The sequence below is a fragment of the Paenalicyclobacillus ferrooxydans genome, from assembly GCF_001399675.1.
GTDB classification, from domain to species: Bacteria; Bacillota; Bacilli; order Alicyclobacillales; family Alicyclobacillaceae; genus Alicyclobacillus_B; species Alicyclobacillus_B ferrooxydans.
The window spans coordinates 113,584-133,271 of the sequence record NZ_LJCO01000011.1 but is presented as its reverse complement, the minus strand read 5'-3'; the positions used below and the strand labels follow the sequence as shown (position 1 = coordinate 133,271).

The following is a 19,688-nucleotide window of genomic DNA, read 5'->3' as shown; positions in this document are numbered from 1 at the left end:
CATAAAGTCCTCCTGACTCATTTTGAAGGAGACGGATTCAATGACCAACAGTTCCGACAAAGACCTGCACCACCAGGAACCTGCGAGGCATACCTCAGCGGCAATTCGACCTGAAACCACCCCACTCTACATGAGCTCGGTCTACACATTCCCAAACCTTGACGAAGTCAGGGCGTATTACAGCGACCCAGCGTCGGCCTACGTGTATCGGAGAAACGGCAACCCCAACACCGCTCAGGTCGAGAAAATCATCTCTCGCCTTGAGGCAACTGAAGACTCCGTCCTGACGTCGTCCGGGATGGCTGCTATCTCCGCAGGTTGTTTCGCGCTCTTACACCCTGGGGACGCGCTGATTGCAACAGAGGTATTGTACGGAGGCACCTATGCATTTTTCGAACAGGTTCTTCGTCCTTGGGGTGTAGAAGTCACCTACGCAGATGTGAATGACCCCGCATCGCTGGAAGCAGCCTATGGCCCGACGACGCGCATGATCTACGCTGAGACCGTCGCAAATCCCTTGCTTCAGGTGACGGACCTTGAGACGGTGAGCGGATTTGCCAAAGCCCACGACTGTCTTTTGATGGTCGACAACACGTTCGCGACCCCTTCGTTAACGAAACCGTACAGCTATGGGACTGACCTCGTGGTGAACAGCTTAACCAAATACCTCAACGGGCACAGCGACGTCATCGGTGGGTCAGTCAGCGGATCGCAACAGGTCATTGCGAAAGTCCGCAAGTTTGTTGAAACGTTCGGTGGTGTTTTATCTCCGTTTGATGCGTGGATGACCGAACGAGGACTTGAAACATTTCACATCCGTGTCCGGCAACAGTGTGAAAACGCCATGCAGCTTGCACGCGCATTGCAAAATCATCAGGCGGTACACAAGGTCTATTATCCAGGACTCGATGCTCACGAAACGCATGAGGTTGCGAAGCGGATCCTTCAAGGCGGCTTTGGAGCCATGGTGTCGTTCGACTTGGCGGGTGGTGAGCCGGCGGCAAATGCTTTCGTCGCATCTTGCCAGCACGTCGATTTCGCCCCTTCCCTGGGCGGAGTGCGCACAACACTGTCACATCCAGCTCTCACCTCTCACCGGGCGTTTACCAGCGAAGAACGACTGCGTCTAGGCATCACGGACGGCGTAATCAGAATGTCGGTCGGCATTGAACCGTTTTCGGAGATTTGGGAGGATATCAGTCAGGCACTTTCCCGTGCCTCTCTTTGAAACGAACATAACGGCCTGAGAGTTCTCAGGCCGTTCGTCGTAAGTGTGGCAAGCTGCCAAACACAATTTGTGTAGAATCCGCGAGCAGTCATTCACCGCAGCAGTCATTCCGCCTGCTGGTGTGGTTCGTCTGGATTCACGCGCTCCAGGTTCCCGTACTCGTCGATCCGGTAGATAAATCCTGCTGACATGTCGTCTCCGTCAAGGAACGCGGCTTTCCGTGCACGCTCGACGATATCCACAAGCGCGCGGTGATCCGCAGCCATTGTCTCATAGTCTTTACGCAACCGTTGCAGTTCCTCGCGCATCTGCGATGACTCCCGGTTCAGATGGTCGTACTTTGATTTCCATTCGTTGCTCTCTCTTTGAGCAGCACGCCATCTGGACGCCCACTGCTGTGCTGTGTTTTTCTCCTGACGCAGGAATCGCAATACCTGTGCCCAACTCATGAGCGTTGCGGTCGGGTGATCATAGTCGCCGCCTTCCAGCTGCGCCTGGATCTTTTGCGACTTCTTCTCTTTACGGTCTTCCTTCGCAAGCTCTATTTGTTTTCTGTATTGCTTTCGTACGCACGCATTCCAGCGAAATCCGCACGCCGCTGCCGTGCGTCCCAGCCGTCGACTGGCTTCGTTGAATCCCGCCAACTGTGTACTTCCGTCGCGGATGTGTTTGAGTACAACCTCTGCCAGTGCGGAGTCATCCTCCGTTGTCCAGGCGTCCTGTCTCATTGTTCTTAAGGTTTGTGACATATAGAGTCCTCCTGCATTTAACAATCCTGTGTATCAGAAACTATTAATCATCATTTCCGATTTCAGGAGTTTTTAAACACAAGAGGAATATCATGCCTAGTATCAAATCGGCAACTCTGTAAAATTTTGTTCCGACATAGACCTTAGTCCCTGCGCTGCAAAGTGAGCTTACGCCAGCCTTGACGTCTGTAGATTGCAGGCTCACCACCATCCACAAATGTCAATGCCGCAGTCTTTCTCACACTGCGGACGCGCCGGCGCATCAGCATTCGAAGCAGCGCCATGACAACGACAAACCCACGGCTCTTTAAAATGGCATTGACTGTGCCGTATATCAGCAGCATGAAACGCACAAGCCTGTACATCGAGCGGATCGTCCTCATTTTAACCACCCTCCACGCGTAGGGTGCTCAGATACAGCCAGAATCAAACTCGCAGAACAGGTGCTTCGATAAATTCCTTGGCGACAAAAGTCTTTTGCGTCGTTCGTTCAACCGCCTCTGTGACTAGTCTGTCAATCTCCAGGTTCACTTCGGCTGCCTCTGCTTCTTCCGGTTTCGGCCGGGTGCGAGGACTCTTTGGGACAAAGATGGTGCAGCAATCCTCATACGGGAGAATCGACGTTTCATAGGTGCCAATCTGGCGGGCCCTCCGGATAATATCCACTTTATCCTCAGCAATCAAGGGTCGCAGGATAGGTACGTTTGTCACCGAATTGATAGTGCGGATGCTCTCCAACGTCTGACTGGCCACTTGCCCGAGACTCTCTCCAGTGACAAGTGCCAACAGTTTTCGCTGCTTCGCAATCTCTGTCGCAATTCTCAACATCATGCGCCGCATTACAGTAATCCCCAATGAATCCGGACAGTGTTTGCGAATCTCTGTCTGAACATCGGTAAAATGAACGGTATGCAGACGCACACGGCCGGCCCAGTTCGCCAGGATCTGCGCCAGGTCCTCCACCTTGTCAAGCGCACGCTGACTTGTGAATGGGAAGCTGTGAAAGTGGATCGCCTCAATGTCCACCCCGCGCTTCAGGCTGAGCCACCCCGCTACCGGGCTGTCAATCCCGCCGGACAGAAGCAAACCAACGCGCCCTGCCGTACCCACAGGAAGTCCGCCCACGGCAGGCACCCGTCTTCCAAACACGTACGCTTCATTCTCCCGCACCTCGATAAACACGGTCGTATCCGGATGATGGACATCCACAGTCAGAGAAGGCATGTCTTCGAGGACGCGACCCCCAACTTCCGCCGCCAGTTGCAGCGAGTCAAGAGGAAAACGCTTGTTTGCCCGCTTCACTTCAATCTTAAACGTCCTGGCGGGATGTTCACCTTGTTCCTCCTGAATGACCCGCTTTGCCGCTTCGACCATCTCATCTACAGACAATGCCGTAACTTCGACAGGACTTTGCGAGAACACGCCGAAAACATTTGAAAACCGCTCCATCACTCGTTCCACATCAGCCCCGCCAAGACTGGCTATAAAGCGCCCTCCGGTTCGCTGCAAGCGTACCTCTGGCATATCTGAAACGCTACGTTTGAGGTTATTGAACAGCCGTTGTTCGAATTCGTGGCGATTCTTTCCCTTCAGGCTGATTTCCCCATAACGGATAACCACGTGCTCAATCATCATTTCATGCCTCCCACATCGTACAGCCAGTCCACCTGTTGGCGGATAATTTTCACGGCTTCCAAGACCTCTTCTTCGGTCGTCCACCGTGCTAAGGACAACCGCAAAGTACCCGTTATCTCAACATCCGATAATTCCATAGCCTGCATCACGTGACTCGCGGCAATACGTCCTCCCTTTGTTGAGCATGCCGATCCGGTGGACACGTACACACCCTCCCGTTCGAGCGCATGAACGAGGACCTCGCCTTTCAGACCGGGATATGAAACACTCAGGATATAAGGTGAGACTTGGGACGGATTGTGCACTACACACCGCGGATCTTGAGTCAGTGCATCCCGAAGCAGGGTTCGGAGGCCCGAAACGCGCCGGCTCTCCTCGTCCATGCTCTCTGCGGCCAACCTTACCGCCGTCGCAAATGCATGGATGCCAGGCACGTTCTCCGTGCCAGAACGAAGTCCGTACTCTTGACCGCCCCCGTACAAGACCGGGTGAATGTCCAGCCCTTGTCGAACATACAAACCACCGACACCTTTTGGGGCCCCAAGTTTGTGACCTGACATGGAATACATATGAATAGCATGGGATTGAAGGTTGACACGAACCTTGCCAAAGCCCTGTATTCCATCCACATGAAAAAGTGTTTTCGGAAACACCTTGAGTCCGTCTGCAATCTCTTCAATGGGCATCATTGCGCCAGTCTCATTGTTCACGTGCATCACGCTCACGAGCACCGTTTCGGGGGTCACAGCAGACAGCACGTCCGCTGCCAACACACTCCCGTCTTGCGCTGGTGCAATGTAGGTAACATTCCATCCGTGGCGTTCTAGACTCCGAAATGCCTCAAGAACCGATGGGTGTTCGACTGACGTGGTTATCAAATGCCGCCCACGACGTTCATGTCGAGAGACAGCTCCGAATATGGCCAGGTTATTCGCCTCAGTGCCGCCGCCGGTAAAGACCACTTTCCCAGTCCGCACACCAAGTGCTTTTAAAGCTTCACTGCGTGCACCCTCGAGCACTTTCTGTGCTTTTACGCCTTGTCCATGCAAGGAAGACGGGTTTCCATAGATGTCGAGGACCTCAAGCAGAGCCTCGCGCACCGCCGGCAAGATGGGTGTTGTCGCAGCGTTGTCTAAATAGATCTCCACGAATACGACTCCTTTGCTGCTGCGAAATAGACAAACTGTCGCCTCTTAGCGTACAGAAGTCTACGAAAAAATGCACGCCGAGAACCTCAGCGTGCAAATGTCAACGGACCTTTGTAAATTGTAAAAATCAATCAGGGTGTTCAGGCCATCGACTGAACTTTTGGATAGAACTCCTGAACAGTGCCCTCGCTGTCAGCGGCAACGCCGCCAATCAACCGGGCAATATCGACCACGCGGCAAGAGTATCCCCATTCGTTATCATACCAGGCGAGCACCTTCACCGTCTGTTCCGAAATCACCATAGTCGACAATCCGTCCACCACAGCGGAGTGACTGTCGCCGTAAAAGTCGACAGACACCAGGGGCTCCTCTGTGTAACCAAGTGTTCCGTACATCGGCCCGTTCGCTGCCTCAAACAGAGCCAAATTGACTGCATCTGCGGTGACAGGTTGTGATAGTTCAGCGACCAGATCGACCATGGATACGTTCGGCGTCGGGACCCGGATGGACACTCCGTTGAGTTTGCCTGCCAAATCCGGCAACACCAGGCCCATCGCCTTGGCTGCACCGGTGCTCGTCGGAATCAGTGATTCTCCACAGGCTCTTGCACGGCGCAGGTCCTTGTGCGGGTTGTCGAGACTGTTCTGATCATTTGTAAAGGAATGAACCGTCGTCATCAGTCCGTGGTTGATCCCAAACGTCTCATGCAAAACTTTGACAACAGGCGCGAGACAATTGGTTGTGCATGACGCAGCAGAGATGATCCGATGCAGAGAAGGATTGTACATATGTTCATTGACGCCCATTACCAGTGTGACATCCGCATCCGCCGCTGTCTTTGCCGGCGCAGTAAGGACAACCCGTTTGGCGCCCTGATTCATGTGAACTTGCATGGTCTCCCGGGTACGGAACTTCCCAGTCGCCTCTATAACCACATCAACATCCAGGTCACCCCAAGGCAAATTTGCAGGATCTCTGGTTGAGAAATAACGCGTTTGTTGGCCTGCCACTTCGAAACCATCCGGCAGGCTCTTCATTGGCACCCGCCATGTCCCATGGATGGAATCATATTTTAACAGGTGCAGGCACGTCTCGACGTCTGCAGTCCCATTTACAGCCACAACATCAATGTCGCCAACTTCCAGGGCTCTTCGATACACCATCCGACCAATACGGCCAAATCCGTTGATTGCCACCTTCACTGCCATCCGTCTGAACGCCCCTTTTCTCTTCTGTCCTTGTCGCATAACGGTGTTTCACGACGTTCTGATTCCCGATCTATATAGTACATAATTTGCTTTAAATGATCCATACGAAATATCCGTTTTTCAATTTATAGTATGTCACATTTGTCGACAAACGTGTGAGATAAACGGTGGGGTCGCCAACCGATCGCAAAAAAACTGTCGCAAGTCTCTGTATCAGAGTCCCGCGACAGTCCTATCCAGGTTTTTTACATGTGTGACTTTGCCATCCAGCCTAATCCCAAAAGTAAAAATACAAGTCCAGCAATCAAACAGACTATTGCCAGTCGCCTTAGCACAGCTGTTCTCCATCCCCTCTTTGTTTCACAAACACGAAAGCGGAAAATCTATCCCCCATGCCCCCTGGCAACACCAACTGCTTAATGGCTCCTGAAACAACTGCCGTGGCAGACAACGTGTTTGCACCAGGATTGTGCCGTTCGGAAGGAACATCCGAGGGATGCTGGCCAGACGATGGAATTGGCGCCAACTGAGGATTTGCAACGAGCTTGGCCGCGACGTCCATGATCCCGTTTTTCATGAGAAAAGAGCCCTGACCAGAGATTTCCCTGACCGTAAATCCGGCTTTACGCGCTGCGTCTGCAGCCAGGTCCCAATTGACGTCAGCCGTTAAATCGGCAAACCCGGGTTGGCTGAGGGGGTCGACCAACTGATGGTTGCGGTACGCCCGCAGGGTTCCTGACGGTCGAATCCCAGCCGCCCACTCATCCCTGTACGTCCCATAATCAAAGAAGAGACCATCGACCTCGTCGGCCAAGGACGCACAAAATTGAAAGATATCCGGATACTGAAGACAAATCTCCGCTGCCTGTCCCTCCGGCACCGGCGCGTAACATTCTGCCAATGATACCAGAGGCTCGTCCGCCTTCAGGAACGATTCCAGAAGTTCGTTCTCCCCATCCTTAACCCGGATGTAAGACTGTAGAAAACCGTCCTTTGTCCGACGTATACGTTCGACGGGAAGGGCATCAAGAAGTTCATTTGAGATGACGAAGGCGTGCCGACGTCCTGTGACAATCTCCCCAGATATGCTGAACCCTTCAGGGGACTTGAACCCCTCAGAAGAAGCGGCCTCGGTTGGATCGATCCAGCCAAATTGAATGCGCTCCCGAAGCGGATGTACCTTTTCACGCTGTGCACAAGAAAGGTATTTTGATCGTTCAACGAACGTGTACTGAATGGGTCCATGGACAATCTGCTCGTGAATCAGGTAGGAGCATACTTGATAGGCCAATTCTCCCTGGCCCGGTCCCAGTTCGACAATGTGCAACACATCATCCGGCATAGCCCGCTCTTGCCATCGCTGACTTATGTATCGTCCGATTGTCATGCCGAAGAGCGGAAACTGAGCTGCAGTGTAAAAATCGGACCCTGCTCCGCCTAAGCGGACGACCCGTTGGTAATATCCCTCCGGGCCATAAAGAGCAAGGTCCATATATTTACCAAACGATATCCATCCCCGCTCATTCCCTGCGGCACGTAACCTGTCCCAAATCCGATTGACCTCGGTATCGTCGTTGTCTTTCTTACTTCCGAACGATGACATCGTCTATCAGCCCGTAAGCCTTGGCTTCTTCCGCGGACATAAACCGGTCACGGTCGGTGTCCTTTTCCACCTGTTCGAGGGGCTTACCGGATCGGTCGCTCAAAATCTTGTTGAGCCGTTGTCTGGTCTTTAGGATGTGTTCTGCATGGATTTGAATGTCAGATGCTTGCCCACGGGCTCCACCGAGCGGTTGATGAATCATGATTTCTGAGTTTGGCAGAGCGAAACGTTTGCCAGCTTCACCAGCGGTTAACAGCACTGCCCCCATGCTGGCCGCCAATCCCACACAGATGGTCGAAACCGCAGGCTTAATGTGTTGCATGGTGTCATAAATGGCTAGTCCAGCTGAAACAGACCCACCAGGGCTGTTGATGTACATCTGGATATCCTTATCTGGATCTTCCGCTGCCAAGAACAACATCTGGGCAACGACAGCATTGGCCACTTCATCGTCAATTGCGCTGCCGAGAAAAATAATGCGGTCCTTGAGCAGCCGGGAATATATGTCGTAACTGCGTTCTCCACGGCTGGTTTGTTCAACAACATACGGAATCAAGCCCATTCGAAGTTCCTCCTTGGCACGGACCGTGACTGTCCGAGCAATCAGTATTTTGTACGTCCCTAGTATGATGCACAAACATCAATTAGTCAAGAAAGGTCAAACACAACTCAACCCGTAGACGAGAAGGTATGAACCAACATAGTCACCTGATGCTCGGACATACTATGTCTGGAAAACTTGTAATCAACAAAACCGAGCGGAAGTGTTTCCAACACCAGTATGGACCATCAGAAAGGAGTTTTTTCCTTGAATGCTGCAATGACAGGGAACGCTGCAATAACAGGGCACGCTGAAATGACAGGAACCGCTGAAATCACGGGCGAATCATCTACATCGCAGCATAGAAGCTTGAACCAGAAAACGGCACATACCTCCTCAGCCGAGTGGCAGCCGAACATCGGTAAGCTTGACCGCTACATCCGACTAGCGAGCGGACTCTTTCTCATCGGCAGCTCTGTCTCAAGCCGCAATTCGAGTCTCGGTAGTCGGGCCCTGATGGCACTTGGGGCCATGAAAGTGACCGAGGGCATTCTCGGCTGGTGTCCCGTCATGGAACTGTTCGGGATAAAGGACACTCGCGGCGTTGTTGAATCCCAAAACGAGAACAACATCAGCAATCGGAACAACCAGACGACGAAGTCCAACACAAACCGTGAGATGAAGCATTCCAAAATAGATGACAGCCATCACGGACCAGCGGATGAAATATCTGCTCAGCACCACGGCCAACAGCACGAACATCGTCAGGTAAACGGCAGCCTTGCTTCAATACATCACCAAGGTTCTGATCAGACCAAGGAGAATTCCGGTCGGCATCTGTCATCTCAGCGCCCATTGGACGGAACCACTCGGTCGCAACCGAACGAAGGAGACTACCAGCAAAAAGAACCATCCGGTCACCAAGGCCCACAGTTGGAGTCTTGGAACCGGATGGCTGACTCACGAAACAAGTCCGAGCGCGACGAGGTGGTCGCTGCAATGAACACGTCGTTTCAGTAAATATTTGACCCGCGGTCAGTCTGTGACCCGGGTCACATTTGGCGTGACTTAGTACGTCGTTCGGACGGATTGTGACAGCGTGTGGTCCTCTGCCTTTCGAAAGCGTACGCCAAACTTCCCGTGTCTGGTCTGATACACCTGGACCTCAGTGGGTTGAGTCGTACCGCGAATTCGTTCGTCTGCCTCAATCCACATCACGGCGCAGTACGCTTCAAACTTAGAACCGTAAAGGCCCGCAAAATACACCCAGTTATCCATACAGCACCGCCTCCCCGTGCACGTAGTATGCTCGGGGAGGCGGTTTTCAAAGCTGTTAGACCTTACACGTAAACGCGATCACCACCAATATTCACAACGTTTTCCGGCCCTAAGATGTGTCTGGCGATGGTCATCGATTCCCAGTTGCGGCCGTGATAAGATGCGACCAGCCGTTCGAGAATCTGGACTTGATACCCGGCATCAAAGCAGGCGAACATCGTGGCAAGAACAGCGCCTTCAGAATCAACGCCCGCAATGTGGACCTGCTCAATCCCACGCTCGTCAAACACTGCTTTGGTTTCTGCAGTGAGACCCGAATAGCCGTGCTTCTCCACCGTGACGGCGGATGGATGGCTGACCAGGAGCTCACTCTTTCCTTCTGCTTCCTTGTACACCCAATGAGTTAAAATAATAGCGTCATACTCGTTTGCGGACGAATTTACGTACCGCTGACATAAAGGTGCGATGTAGTCCAGGGTATTGCCGAGAAACTCATTTTGTACATCAAGGACGACTAAAGCCTTCTTCACAGACCTCAATCCCTTCAGCAACGTTTCGGGTTCATCGTACCACCCGTATTTCCAAATGAAAAGGCATCCGAAGTGGCAAACGACTCCTGCTTCTATAGAAGTCATGATTCTGATAAAATATATACATAGTAGAATCCCTGATTCTCAGTGAAGCAACGTAGAATCCCTGATTCTCAGTGAAGCAACACATTTGGTTTCGAAAATTCACAGGATATGGTCTCTCTGCATACGATGATGATACACACAAATTCAGGCTCTGTTGTGCTCCTCAGTATCGGAACGACACACAAGCCTTGGAATGATGCAGAACGCCATGAATGAAACCCTTTGATGAGGGTTTGCTTGATGAATCTTTGATACCTATTATTTCCTTGGTAAGGAGGGGTATTCATGATTGCAAAAGAAGAACTACTCCTACTCAAGACCAAAATCCTTCCACAGGGTGCGGACAGCATTCTTGACTTTCTTGCAGCGCGACACCAGCAGGTCGAGCTGACTCATATTGTTTTGGAAAACGTTCCCCTTTTGATTATCGGACGTCACGGCATGATTGCACGTATTCCGGCCGCCGGGTCTGTTCAGAAAGTCAGTAAGCCGGACGAGATCCTGAGTCGGTTGAGGAGTTTTTTCAATCGACAGGATGTGCTGTACCTGTTTGTGAACCTCCCTGACTTGCCTGTTCCATCAGAAGTCACCGAACTTCTGCGTGAGGTACAGAAACGAGATAATGAAAAAGAACGGCTGCGGCAACAGATTGATGAAGCCCTCTCGGCCCGGGATAAGGAACTATTCATTAGAGCAACCAACGAATTGAACCGCTTACAAAGCGAGCAAAACCAGCCCGTGGTTAAATCTCGTCGATTTCAAATTTAGCCGGGTGCATCGTGGTACAATAGCGGCACAAGGTCAGACTGCGGTTGACCATCTTGTTTCGTTCGGAGGGTAAATGATGGACGACTGGATTCTTTATGATGACACAGAAAACACGTCAACCCGTTATGTTGGATACGCCGGTAATCACAGCCGCTTCGATGTCGCCATCACGACAACCGCACACTTTTACGGTAAGAAGCTGGTCACAGTCATCCAAACCGGACGAACGGCGATCCTCAACGATGATGAAGCAGCTGACGTGGCTTATCTGATGCACGCCTTCCAGATTAGCCGTGAAGATGAAGCTGAAGAGTTATCCGAGTTTTTGACATCGAACCTGTAAGCGCTCCAAAGACCATGACAGCAGGCATCCGTGTCCGGGTGCCTGCGTTGTTGGCTTTTGAATTTTTCACAGGCAGTTTGACGTGCCTGGTTTGGGGCCATTTCATCCCCGCTTCAGGGCTGCTGTGTTCGCATATGATAACATACGAATTCTCTGCCTGTTGCTTTACACATAATTTTCGAGGAAATATGAAGCAGTTCGCTGGTATTCATCGCCTTCCAGCGGCTCGAGCAGGTAATCCGGTGTATCTCCTTCAAGCCTGAACAGCACCACCTCACCGTCCACCTTTTCACGCTGATAGTAAGCCGCATAGAGCTTGCCGTTTAACTCAAAGTAGCTCCCGAGCACATACTCCTCTGCTTCGGCCTCCTCACCTTCTTGAACCTGCACGAAAAAGACCTTGGACAATGTGTCAAGAACACGCTCGACGAACGTCTCCCCGGGGTAATCGAGTGTGACATCAGTCCCGGATTGGGACGCGATTCGAAACAAAAACTTTGCGTCGTCCCGCTCATACGTCAACAGCAATAGATGTACATTTTCGAAGTAAAAGACGAATGGTGTAGTGCCTCGAAAGCGAATATTCAGATCTGAGAATTCCACCTTGCACAGCCTCCCATCATCAAGTGCATAGAAAAACAGCAGGGATTCCCCTGCTGTTCACAATCAGGACCTTGTATCAGACATTATTCGTCTATTTCTTTTGCAAGGGCTCGGTCAAAATTCTCTTTTGTTTCTGACGCGCAGGTCATCAACATCCAAATAACACCAATTGCCGCAACAGCCATTCCAATGAGTCCATTAGTCATTTGCGCGCCCCCCTTTCAGCAAACTAAGGTCCTATGAACAGATTAATCCATCGAACTTGGCGGGTCAAGGAGCGTCACGAAACAGTCACGAACGATGACCTTTCTGCACGATTGATATTCAAGTATAATACAACTAAGCATCATTCATTAAGCAGGATCGATTAAGGAAGATGCAGTAAGGAAGATGCAGTAAGAATGATCCATTAAGCAAGATGCATTGAGGGGTGCATTAAGCACCATGCATGATTCTCAAATCATAGAGAGGAGCAACGACCCGTGAACCGGACACTCGGTATACGCTATGTACTATTCGGACTTTTATTTGTCTTGGTCGCCATTGGGCTAGTTGCCAAGTCTTATGTCATGTTGGCGATACTTGCGGTGGCAGGCATCATCCTCGCTGTCATTGGAGACAGAATTGAAAACCGCCCAACGGACGCATATCGCCAATACAACGAACTACACCACAGAAAGGGTCATAACTGACCCTTTCTTCATGATCTTGGAGGCTGGTATCCTTGAATCAAGGCGAACTTTGGGCCGAAACAGACGAACTTGCGTCACTCATCATGCAATCGCCCGAAATCATTGCGTTTCATGAAGCAGAACGAAACCTGAAGGCGCACGTAAGAGCGACTCAGTTAATGGCTGAACTCAGGCTTCTTCAGGAGCAAATTGGAGATTTCCAGGCTCGAAAGGTTCCACCAAAGCACTATATACATTTACTTCACAACTCTGAATCAATTATGGGCGAACTGGAAAAGATACCGGAAGTCGTCTCCTTTCAACAGTCCCAACAAGAGGTCAATGACCTGCTCCAGCAAGTGACAAGCCGTCTCGCTCAGGCGGTGCTGGCACGCGTTGAAGAGGATGACGATGGCAACCGGGTTTGAGGCCCGGGGCCGCTGCAGACCGGGCGTCTGTAGATTTGATTAGCAGCAACTGGCAGTCTGTTTGGCACATTGACAGGTCTGGCAGGACATGCTATGTTGGACAAGTTATTGTTGCCAGTGGCAGAAAGAAGGGTTATTATGGCGGATCACGATCATGACCACGACCATCATCATGACGACGAGTTTGATGAGGAAGTCATAGTTCTGGAAGATGAGGACGGCCAGGAACACCGGTTTGTTCTCGGCGACGTCATTACCGTTGAAGAGCAGGATTACGCAATTTTGCTCCCAATTGATGACGAGCTTGAAGAGGGTGTTATCTTCCGGATCGACGGTGAAGACGGAGACCAAATGGTGCTCGCGGACATCGACACTGACGAAGAGTGGCAAAAAGTTGTCGATGCCTACAACACTTACATGGATGAGCTGGAAGACGAAGACGAGGAGGAGTAATCCACCTCGTCTTCTTCATTTTGACTACATCGATTGATTCGAATTTCGGTCCTCACTGTCCTTCAACTTCTCTCTCCGATGCCGATACACCCTCCACCAAACGTACAGCCCAACAAGGATGCACAAAATGATGATCGACGGTGTCAGGTAATGCAGAATAATTGGGTGAAACTTCTTCCACAACTGCCCAATATACTTGCCAAGGACGATGAATGTGAACACCCAGAGGACAGCACTGATACTGTTAATGACTGTAAACCGCACAAACGGCATTTCATTAATCCCGGCCAGATAAGGGATCAACACGCGAATCCCCGCGATGAACTTGCCCACGACGAGAATGCCGTACTGATACTTCCCAAACTGTACTTCAGCTGCGTCAAGCCGCTTCTCCGTAATTCCAACAAACCTTCCTACCCGTAAAATCACCAAGCGACCGAGGTATTTGCCTACAAGATAGCCAATTGTTGAACCTACAATGTTGCCAAGCGAGGCCATAATCACGAGGGGCAGCAACGATAACTGCCCGGCGCTCCAGGCAATTCCCGTCAGGGTCAGGGTAGTCTCGGCTGGGAATGGAATCCCGATTACTTCACTCATCAGAATAAAGAACACGCCGATATACCCGTAGTGCTGCAACCAAAAGTGGATATCTAAATTCATTTCATCGTTCCCTTCATCGTTGGGCGCCTGGTTCAAAGATTGCGAGTGTCCACCCACTAGCTATCTCTACTCTACACTCTGAAGGCGGTCCCTATCTACCATCATTTCCAACACAGCCGAATCACCGCGAATGTCCAAGTCGGGATGTACGAAATAGAGGTACTGAGAGGGGGCCTTGTACGCAGATACAAAAAGAACAGCCAAGGTAAACCCTGACTGTTCGGATATGGTGGCGGTGAGTGGATTCGAACCACTGACTCCACGGGTATGAACCGTGTGCTCTGACCAGCTGAGCTACACCGCCATGGCGGAGAGAGAGGGATTCGAACCCTCGAGACGGGTTTAAACCGCCTACACGATTTCCAATCGTGCTCCTTCGGCCAACTCGGACATCTCTCCAAAAGCTCCTTTGCGCTTGTCCTCGCCTAGACAGCGACATCGCTTATATTAACACGACATTACCGCTCCTGCAAGACATAAATGAGACAAACTGCAAAGGAAATTCGTTCCGCGCATGCACACACACCGGCCCGCTCACACATCCATTCCCTTGGGGGAAGGGCGTTTATACAGCGGGACTGGACTCAAGGAATGCGGTATGGAGTACAGAAACTGCCTTTTCCATATCGGATTCGCCGATAATACATGAGACCTTGATTTCAGAGGTACTGACCATCTTTATCTCGATCCCGTTCCCTGCCAGCACCTCAAACATCCGTGCAGCAACACCGGGATTGCTGATCATGCCTGCCCCCACAATGGACACCTTTGCTAGTCCGGTTTCGAGGACCAGATCGCGGAAGCTGAGCTCTTCCTGCATCGCACGCGTCAGCGACAATGTCTTGTCCGCATCGCTCTCGCGCACTGTGAAGGATACATCTGCGTCCACTGTCTGCACGACACTCTGAACGATGACATCGACGTTAACCCCTTCCCGAGCAAGCTTGCCGAAAACGGCCGCTAACCCATGTTTTTGCAGCGACACGCCGATCAAAGCCACCCGAGCTACTTCCCGTTCAAATGCAATGCCCGTAACAACACTCTGCTGCTCTAAGTTTGAAGTCTCAGTCACGTAGGTCCCTTCCTCCTGTGAAAAGCTGCTCTTGACGACAAGCGGCACCTGATATCGTTTCGCATTCTCGACCGCGCGAGGGTGTAAGACTTGCGCACCGAGATTCGCTAATTCCAACATTTCATCGTAGGAGACTTCAGAGAGCTTCCTCGCTGTTTTGACAAGTCGTGGATCTGTGGTGAAGACCCCCGTAACATCCGTATAAATTTCGCAAACGTCTGCATGAAGCATCGCAGCCACAGCAACTGCGGTTGTATCCGAGCCGCCGCGTCCAAGTGTTGTGACGTCTTCACCGGCATAACCCTGAAAACCGGTTATGACAGGCACGACTCCTTCAGAAAGTGCCGTTTGCAACGCTTCTGTGTGAATCGTTGCAATGCGTGCACTGCCGAACACAGGCTCCGTCTCGATTCCGGCCTGCCGCCCCGTAAACGACCGGGCACGGACACCACGCACTTCCAAAGCCATCGACAATAAAGCGGCCGATATCTGTTCCCCAGTTGACAGGAGGGCATCCATTTCACGCGGACTTGGCACTCTGGTCAGCGCACTCGACAATGCCACCAACTCATCTGTGGTGTGCCCCATGGCAGAGACGACAACGGCGACAGATGACCCGTTTGCCACAGTCTCAGCGACCCGGTCAGCAACGGCCTGAATTCGCTCAACAGTCCCAACCGACGTACCACCGTACTTCTGAACAATCAGCAACGTTTCCACTCCCAGGATGGCGTCATGGGGACTCTCTCAACTCTCTTTCTTTCGGTCCCGAGCTACGCCTGATTCTCTCTATCATGTCTATTCTACCTTGCAAGACAAGCTCACACTACGTCAATCTATCCCAAACAGCCTGCAGAGGCAATGCCCCTGCAGGCTGTTGTCCTGCTCATCGATTCGTTTCAAGTGCCGGCAAGGCGCTGCTTGGCAAGCTCCAGTTGGACGGCAACTGCACTCGAAGCCGTTCCCCCGCGAGCCTGCCTTGCCTCCACAACGTGAGCGGGTTCGAGTTTCGTGTAAATGTCTTCTTCAAACAAGGGATTGACGGACTTATACAAGTCAAGACTAAGACCAGCCAAGTTTGTTCCGCGGGTGATGGCTTCTAGAACCAAGCGTCCGACGACTGCGTGCGCGTCCCGAAAGGGCAAGCCTTTTGCAGCGAGATAATCCGCCAGGTCTGTGGCGTTCGAGAAATCGTGATCGAAAGCATGGGACAAACGCTCCCGCTTCATCGACAAGGTCCGAATCATACCCGCAAACAGGCGCAGTGCGGGCAATACGGTATCCACAGCGTCAAATACGCCCTCCTTGTCCTCCTGCAAATCCTTGTTATAAGCGAGTGGAAGCCCTTTAAGGATGGTAAGCAGCCCCATCAGATGTCCGTAGACGCGGCCTGTCTTGCCTCGTACAACCTCAGCCACGTCAGGGTTCTTCTTCTGCGGCATCATACTCGATCCGGTGCAATAGGCATCCGCTAACTCAACCCAGCCAAATTCCTCGCTCGACCAGAGGATGATCTCTTCAGACAATCGGGACAGGTGCATCATCAGCGTTGACAAGGCACTGACGAACTCAATTACGTAATCCCGGTCAGATACAGCATCGAGGGAGTTTTCATAGAGGGCTGCAAATCCCAGCTGTTCACGCACAAAATCCCGATCGATGGGAAACGTCGTCCCCGCAAGAGCCCCAGCCCCAAGCGGCATCCAATCCGCACGTTTCATCGCGTCTAGAAGTCGACCCTTGTCCCGTTCAAGCATCCAAAAGTAGGCCAAAAGATGATGTGAAAACAGGATCGGCTGGGCGCGCTGCAGGTGCGTGTATCCTGGCACAATGACATCGATATTGCGTTGTGCCGTTTCCACGAGGGCCCCTTGCAGGTCTCGGACGGCCTCCTCCACAAGCGCAATCGCCTGCTTAACAAACAGATGCATGTCAAGAGCCACTTGATCATTGCGGCTGCGCGCTGTGTGCAGTTTCCCTGCGACCACGCCGACCCGCTCGTGCAACAGACGTTCCACGTTCATATGAACGTCCTCGTCATCAATGGAAAAACTGAGCCTGCCAGCTTCGTAATCGGCCTTGAGGCCGGACAGCCCGGAAATCAGCTGATCGGCCTCCTCACGCGTCAGGATGCCCACTCGCGCAAGCATCCGTGCGTGTGCCATGCTCCCTTCCACATCGAACGGAAACAGACGATGATCAAACCCAATTGATGCTGTGTATTCAAGTGCAAGTTGATTTAATTCTTGTGTAAAGCGGCCACCCCAAAGCTTCAACTGTTGACCTCCTCAAGGACGTGTGCGGTGACATCGGAAAAAGAAGTTGCAGATACTGGCCCTTCTTTTGGGCCAGTCTGTTTCTGTACTTCGGCGTAAACAGTGGTTGGAAGACCCCACAAGGAAATAAACCCAACCGCGTCGTTGTGGTTGAAGGAGTCGCCGGTCGAGTATGTTGCCAGGTCGTGGCGATACAGCGAATAGGCTGACTTCCGACCAACCACTTGAAAGTGCCCTTTATAAAGTTTTACACGCACATCGCCGGTGACATGTTTTTGCGTCTCGCAAACGAAAGCGTCGAGCGCTTGTTTCAGCGGAGAGAACCACAACCCATTATAAATGAGTTTACTGTACTCAAGCTCGATACCGGCTTTAAACTGTGCTACTTCTCGCGTCAGAGTCAATCCCTCGAGTTCCTTATGTGCGCTTACCAGGACGATTCCTGCGGGAGACTCGTACAGTTCACGAGACTTAATGCCAACCAGTCGATTCTCCACGTGATCAATCCGGCCAACCCCATGCTTGCCGGCAATTCTATTCAGTTCTCCAATCAGTTCATGAAACTGCATGACGTGACCATTCACGGCAACAGGGACACCTTCATCAAAGGTGATCTCGATGTACTCAGGCTCGTCGGGAGCTGCCTCAGGGTCACTCGTCCACTGAAAAGCGTCCGCAGGTGCCTCTACCCACGGGTCTTCCAGCATACCGCACTCGATTGCACGTCCCCACAGGTTGGCATCGATACTGTACGGGCTGGCCTGCGTGATGGGAATCGGGATACCATTTTGTTTCGCGTATTCAATTTCCTGATCGCGTGTCCAACTCCATTCACGCACCGGTGCCACCACTTTGAGGTCCGGGTTGAGGGACTTAACGGAGACCTCAAAGCGAACCTGATCATTGCCCTTGCCAGTACAACCGTGCGCAACCGCCACAGCGCCTTCCTTGGCCGCAACCTCGACCAATAGCTGCGAAATGAGCGGTCGCGACAGCGCCGACGCCAGCGGATACTTGCCTTCATAGAGAGCGTTTGCCAACAGTGCCGGTCGAATGAATTCCTTTGCAAAGCGACCAACGGCGTCCATGCGGTACGACTTTGTTGCCCCAACGGCCAGCGCCTTCTTTTGGACAAAGTCCAGGTCCTGACCTTCGCCCACATCCACGCACATGGCGATAACCTCGTAACCGAACGTCTCTCTTAACCAAGCGATTGCAACGGAGGTATCCAGTCCTCCGGAATAGGCCAATACGAGTTTCTGACTCACGCGAGCCCCTCCCCAAATGCGTCTGAATCTGCCATTAGAGCGGCCAAAACGGCCTTTTGTGTATGCAGACGGTTCTCCGCTTCATCAAATACCACAGAGTGCGACCCGTCGATAATCTCGGCCGTCACTTCTTCTCCGCGATGTGCCGGGAGGCAGTGCAAGAATAAATAGTCCTTCGCCGCAAGTCCGGCTAAAGTTTGATTGACTTGATAGTCCTGGAACAAAAGCTTTCGTTCTTCTGCCTCGCTCTCTTCCCCCATGCTGGCCCACACGTCCGTAGTCAGGACATCTGCGCCATCTACAGCACGGAGCGGATCGGTCGTAATCAAGAGCTCAGTGTGATTGGCCATCGCTTCGCGCTTCGCCGCTTCCACAATCGCCTGATCCGGCAGGAATCCGGTGGGGCTGGCAATTCGAATGTTCATACCGAGTTTTGGTGCAATTTGCAGCCACGAGTGTGCCATATTGTTTCCGTCCCCGATATACGCGACCGTTACGCCCTCTAAATGACCCTTGTGCTCAAGAATTGTCAGTGCATCTGCGAGCAGCTGACAAGGATGATGTTCATCCGTCAATCCGTTGATAACCGGCACCTCGGCGTGTTCGGCAAGTTCTTTTACCGTGTCATGCGCGAACGTGCGGATCATGATGCCATCCACGTAACGAGACAACACTTGCGCCGTGTCGGAAATCGGTTCTCCGCGCCCCATTTGCGTCGTGCCACTGCTCATGAACAAGCCGTGTCCGCCGAGTTGGACCATGCCGACTTCAAAAGACACCCGCGTGCGAGTTGAGGCTTTCTCGAAGACCATCGCCAGAGTCTTGCCCGCCAGCAAATGATGCGTAAAGCCCGTTTTCTGCGCCTCTTTCAAGACAACAGAGAGTTCTATCAACGCAGTTAATTCTTCTGAGCTATAGTCACTAAAATCCAGCAAGTCACGCCCATGCAAAAGGCTGTGTGCTTTCATTAAGGCTGTCTGCAAGCGAACGGACAAATAACCCTTGCCGAGCGGAGGAACCATGTTCTTGACTCTTTGACTCATTACGTGAATGCTCAACTCTTGACCCCTCCCGTTACTCAGTGTGCAACGTGACTCACGGGACGCTGCTATGTATTA

The 19,688-nt window shown here is 52.0% G+C and carries 23 protein-coding genes and 2 tRNA genes; 7 read left to right on the top strand and 18 right to left on the bottom strand.

The genetic code is table 11. From position 1 onward, the window contains the following. The first annotated feature begins 40 nt into the window (after positions 1-40). The gene (locus AN477_RS02785; protein WP_054967644.1) at positions 41-1,228 is read left to right on the top strand and encodes a trans-sulfuration enzyme family protein; all 1,188 of its coding nucleotides are present in this window, start codon (positions 41-43) and stop codon (positions 1,226-1,228) included. 104 nt (positions 1,229-1,332) lie between these two features. On the opposite strand, the gene AN477_RS02780 is transcribed toward AN477_RS02785, so the two are convergent. The 7 genes from AN477_RS02780 to clpP all read right to left on the bottom strand — a co-directional run bounded on the left by AN477_RS02780 (position 1,333) and on the right by clpP (position 8,133). Beyond that, on the bottom strand, positions 1,333-1,977 hold the full coding sequence (locus AN477_RS02780; protein WP_245631691.1) for an RsfA family transcriptional regulator: 645 nt from the start codon (positions 1,975-1,977) through the stop codon (positions 1,333-1,335). A 143-nt stretch (positions 1,978-2,120) separates the two neighbouring features. After that, positions 2,121-2,360 carry a hypothetical protein gene (locus AN477_RS02775; RefSeq protein WP_054967643.1) on the bottom strand — a complete coding sequence of 80 codons (240 nt, stop codon included), beginning with the start codon at positions 2,358-2,360 and terminating at the stop codon, positions 2,121-2,123. 43 nt (positions 2,361-2,403) lie between these two features. Further along, the gene (thiI, locus tag AN477_RS02770) at positions 2,404-3,612 is read right to left on the bottom strand and encodes a tRNA uracil 4-sulfurtransferase ThiI (protein WP_054967642.1); all 1,209 of its coding nucleotides are present in this window, start codon (positions 3,610-3,612) and stop codon (positions 2,404-2,406) included. Continuing rightward, positions 3,609-4,760 (bottom strand): cysteine desulfurase family protein, encoded by a 1,152-nt coding sequence (locus tag AN477_RS02765; RefSeq protein WP_054967641.1) that lies wholly within the window; start codon positions 4,758-4,760, stop codon positions 3,609-3,611. The genes thiI and AN477_RS02765 overlap by 4 nt, the downstream gene beginning before the upstream one ends. Before the next feature lie 140 nt (positions 4,761-4,900). Beyond that, entirely contained in the window at positions 4,901-5,968 is a 1,068-nt protein-coding gene (gene gap / locus AN477_RS02760; RefSeq protein WP_054967640.1) for a type I glyceraldehyde-3-phosphate dehydrogenase, read from the bottom strand. 328 nt (positions 5,969-6,296) lie between these two features. Further along, positions 6,297-7,571 carry an SAM-dependent methyltransferase gene (locus AN477_RS02755; RefSeq protein WP_054967639.1) on the bottom strand — a complete coding sequence of 425 codons (1,275 nt, stop codon included), beginning with the start codon at positions 7,569-7,571 and terminating at the stop codon, positions 6,297-6,299. Then, positions 7,552-8,133 carry an ATP-dependent Clp endopeptidase proteolytic subunit ClpP gene (clpP, locus tag AN477_RS02750; protein ID WP_054967638.1) on the bottom strand — a complete coding sequence of 194 codons (582 nt, stop codon included), beginning with the start codon at positions 8,131-8,133 and terminating at the stop codon, positions 7,552-7,554. The genes AN477_RS02755 and clpP overlap by 20 nt, the downstream gene beginning before the upstream one ends. Before the next feature lie 246 nt (positions 8,134-8,379). On the opposite strand from clpP, the gene AN477_RS02745 reads away from it, so the two are divergent. Beyond that, entirely contained in the window at positions 8,380-9,132 is a 753-nt protein-coding gene (locus AN477_RS02745) for a YgaP family membrane protein (protein WP_054967637.1), read from the top strand. 48 nt (positions 9,133-9,180) lie between these two features. Here the strand turns inward: AN477_RS02745 and AN477_RS02740 are convergent, their stop codons facing one another. Together AN477_RS02740 and AN477_RS02735 are read right to left on the bottom strand one after the other, a co-directional pair. After that, positions 9,181-9,390: a hypothetical protein gene (locus tag AN477_RS02740; RefSeq protein WP_054967636.1), complete on the bottom strand. Its 210-nt coding sequence runs from the start codon at positions 9,388-9,390 to the stop codon at positions 9,181-9,183. Positions 9,391-9,452: 62 nt separating this feature from the next. After that, positions 9,453-9,920, bottom strand: a complete 468-nt coding sequence (locus tag AN477_RS02735) for a cysteine hydrolase family protein (protein WP_054967635.1) — start codon at positions 9,918-9,920, stop codon at positions 9,453-9,455. A 390-nt stretch (positions 9,921-10,310) separates the two neighbouring features. Between AN477_RS02735 and AN477_RS02730 the strand changes: the two genes are divergently transcribed. Both AN477_RS02730 and AN477_RS02725 read left to right on the top strand, forming a co-directional pair. Beyond that, positions 10,311-10,793, top strand: coding sequence for an IDEAL domain-containing protein (locus tag AN477_RS02730; protein WP_054967634.1), 483 nt, complete (start codon positions 10,311-10,313; stop codon positions 10,791-10,793). Positions 10,794-10,869: 76 nt separating this feature from the next. Continuing rightward, the gene (locus AN477_RS02725) at positions 10,870-11,136 is read left to right on the top strand and encodes a DUF3055 domain-containing protein (protein ID WP_342668533.1); all 267 of its coding nucleotides are present in this window, start codon (positions 10,870-10,872) and stop codon (positions 11,134-11,136) included. 165 nt (positions 11,137-11,301) lie between these two features. Here the strand turns inward: AN477_RS02725 and AN477_RS02720 are convergent, their stop codons facing one another. Both AN477_RS02720 and AN477_RS25635 read right to left on the bottom strand, forming a co-directional pair. Further along, positions 11,302-11,739 (bottom strand): hypothetical protein, encoded by a 438-nt coding sequence (locus AN477_RS02720; protein ID WP_054967632.1) that lies wholly within the window; start codon positions 11,737-11,739, stop codon positions 11,302-11,304. A gap of 83 nt (positions 11,740-11,822) precedes the next feature. Next, positions 11,823-11,945: a hypothetical protein gene (locus AN477_RS25635; protein ID WP_281176303.1), complete on the bottom strand. Its 123-nt coding sequence runs from the start codon at positions 11,943-11,945 to the stop codon at positions 11,823-11,825. A gap of 276 nt (positions 11,946-12,221) precedes the next feature. On the opposite strand from AN477_RS25635, the gene AN477_RS02715 reads away from it, so the two are divergent. From AN477_RS02715 to AN477_RS02705, 3 genes are all read left to right on the top strand, one after another. Next, positions 12,222-12,431 (top strand): hypothetical protein, encoded by a 210-nt coding sequence (locus AN477_RS02715; RefSeq protein ID WP_054967631.1) that lies wholly within the window; start codon positions 12,222-12,224, stop codon positions 12,429-12,431. A 32-nt stretch (positions 12,432-12,463) separates the two neighbouring features. Beyond that, positions 12,464-12,838 (top strand): YlbF/YmcA family competence regulator, encoded by a 375-nt coding sequence (locus tag AN477_RS02710; RefSeq protein ID WP_054967630.1) that lies wholly within the window; start codon positions 12,464-12,466, stop codon positions 12,836-12,838. Positions 12,839-12,931: 93 nt separating this feature from the next. Then, entirely contained in the window at positions 12,932-13,291 is a 360-nt protein-coding gene (locus AN477_RS02705; protein WP_245631690.1) for a DUF1292 domain-containing protein, read from the top strand. Positions 13,292-13,315: 24 nt separating this feature from the next. Here the strand turns inward: AN477_RS02705 and AN477_RS02700 are convergent, their stop codons facing one another. The 7 genes from AN477_RS02700 to argF all read right to left on the bottom strand — a co-directional run bounded on the left by AN477_RS02700 (position 13,316) and on the right by argF (position 19,538). Beyond that, positions 13,316-13,954: a DedA family protein gene (locus AN477_RS02700; RefSeq protein ID WP_054967736.1), complete on the bottom strand. Its 639-nt coding sequence runs from the start codon at positions 13,952-13,954 to the stop codon at positions 13,316-13,318. Between the two features lie 227 nt (positions 13,955-14,181). After that, a tRNA-Met gene (locus AN477_RS02695) sits at positions 14,182-14,258 on the bottom strand. Between the two features lies 1 nt (position 14,259). Then, positions 14,260-14,353, bottom strand: a tRNA-Ser gene (locus tag AN477_RS02690). A 166-nt stretch (positions 14,354-14,519) separates the two neighbouring features. Then, positions 14,520-15,737: an aspartate kinase gene (locus AN477_RS02685; protein WP_054967628.1), complete on the bottom strand. Its 1,218-nt coding sequence runs from the start codon at positions 15,735-15,737 to the stop codon at positions 14,520-14,522. A gap of 188 nt (positions 15,738-15,925) precedes the next feature. After that, complete coding sequence (argH, locus tag AN477_RS02680) at positions 15,926-17,302, bottom strand: argininosuccinate lyase (RefSeq protein WP_054967627.1); 1,377 nt, start codon at positions 17,300-17,302, stop codon at positions 15,926-15,928. Next, positions 17,299-18,570, bottom strand: a complete 1,272-nt coding sequence (locus tag AN477_RS02675) for an argininosuccinate synthase (RefSeq protein ID WP_083485889.1) — start codon at positions 18,568-18,570, stop codon at positions 17,299-17,301. Before AN477_RS02675 ends, argH begins: the two co-directional genes overlap by 4 nt. Next, positions 18,567-19,538 (bottom strand): ornithine carbamoyltransferase, encoded by a 972-nt coding sequence (gene argF, locus AN477_RS02670; RefSeq protein WP_211265943.1) that lies wholly within the window; start codon positions 19,536-19,538, stop codon positions 18,567-18,569. The genes AN477_RS02675 and argF overlap by 4 nt, the downstream gene beginning before the upstream one ends. Between the last annotated feature and the right edge of the window lie 150 nt (positions 19,539-19,688).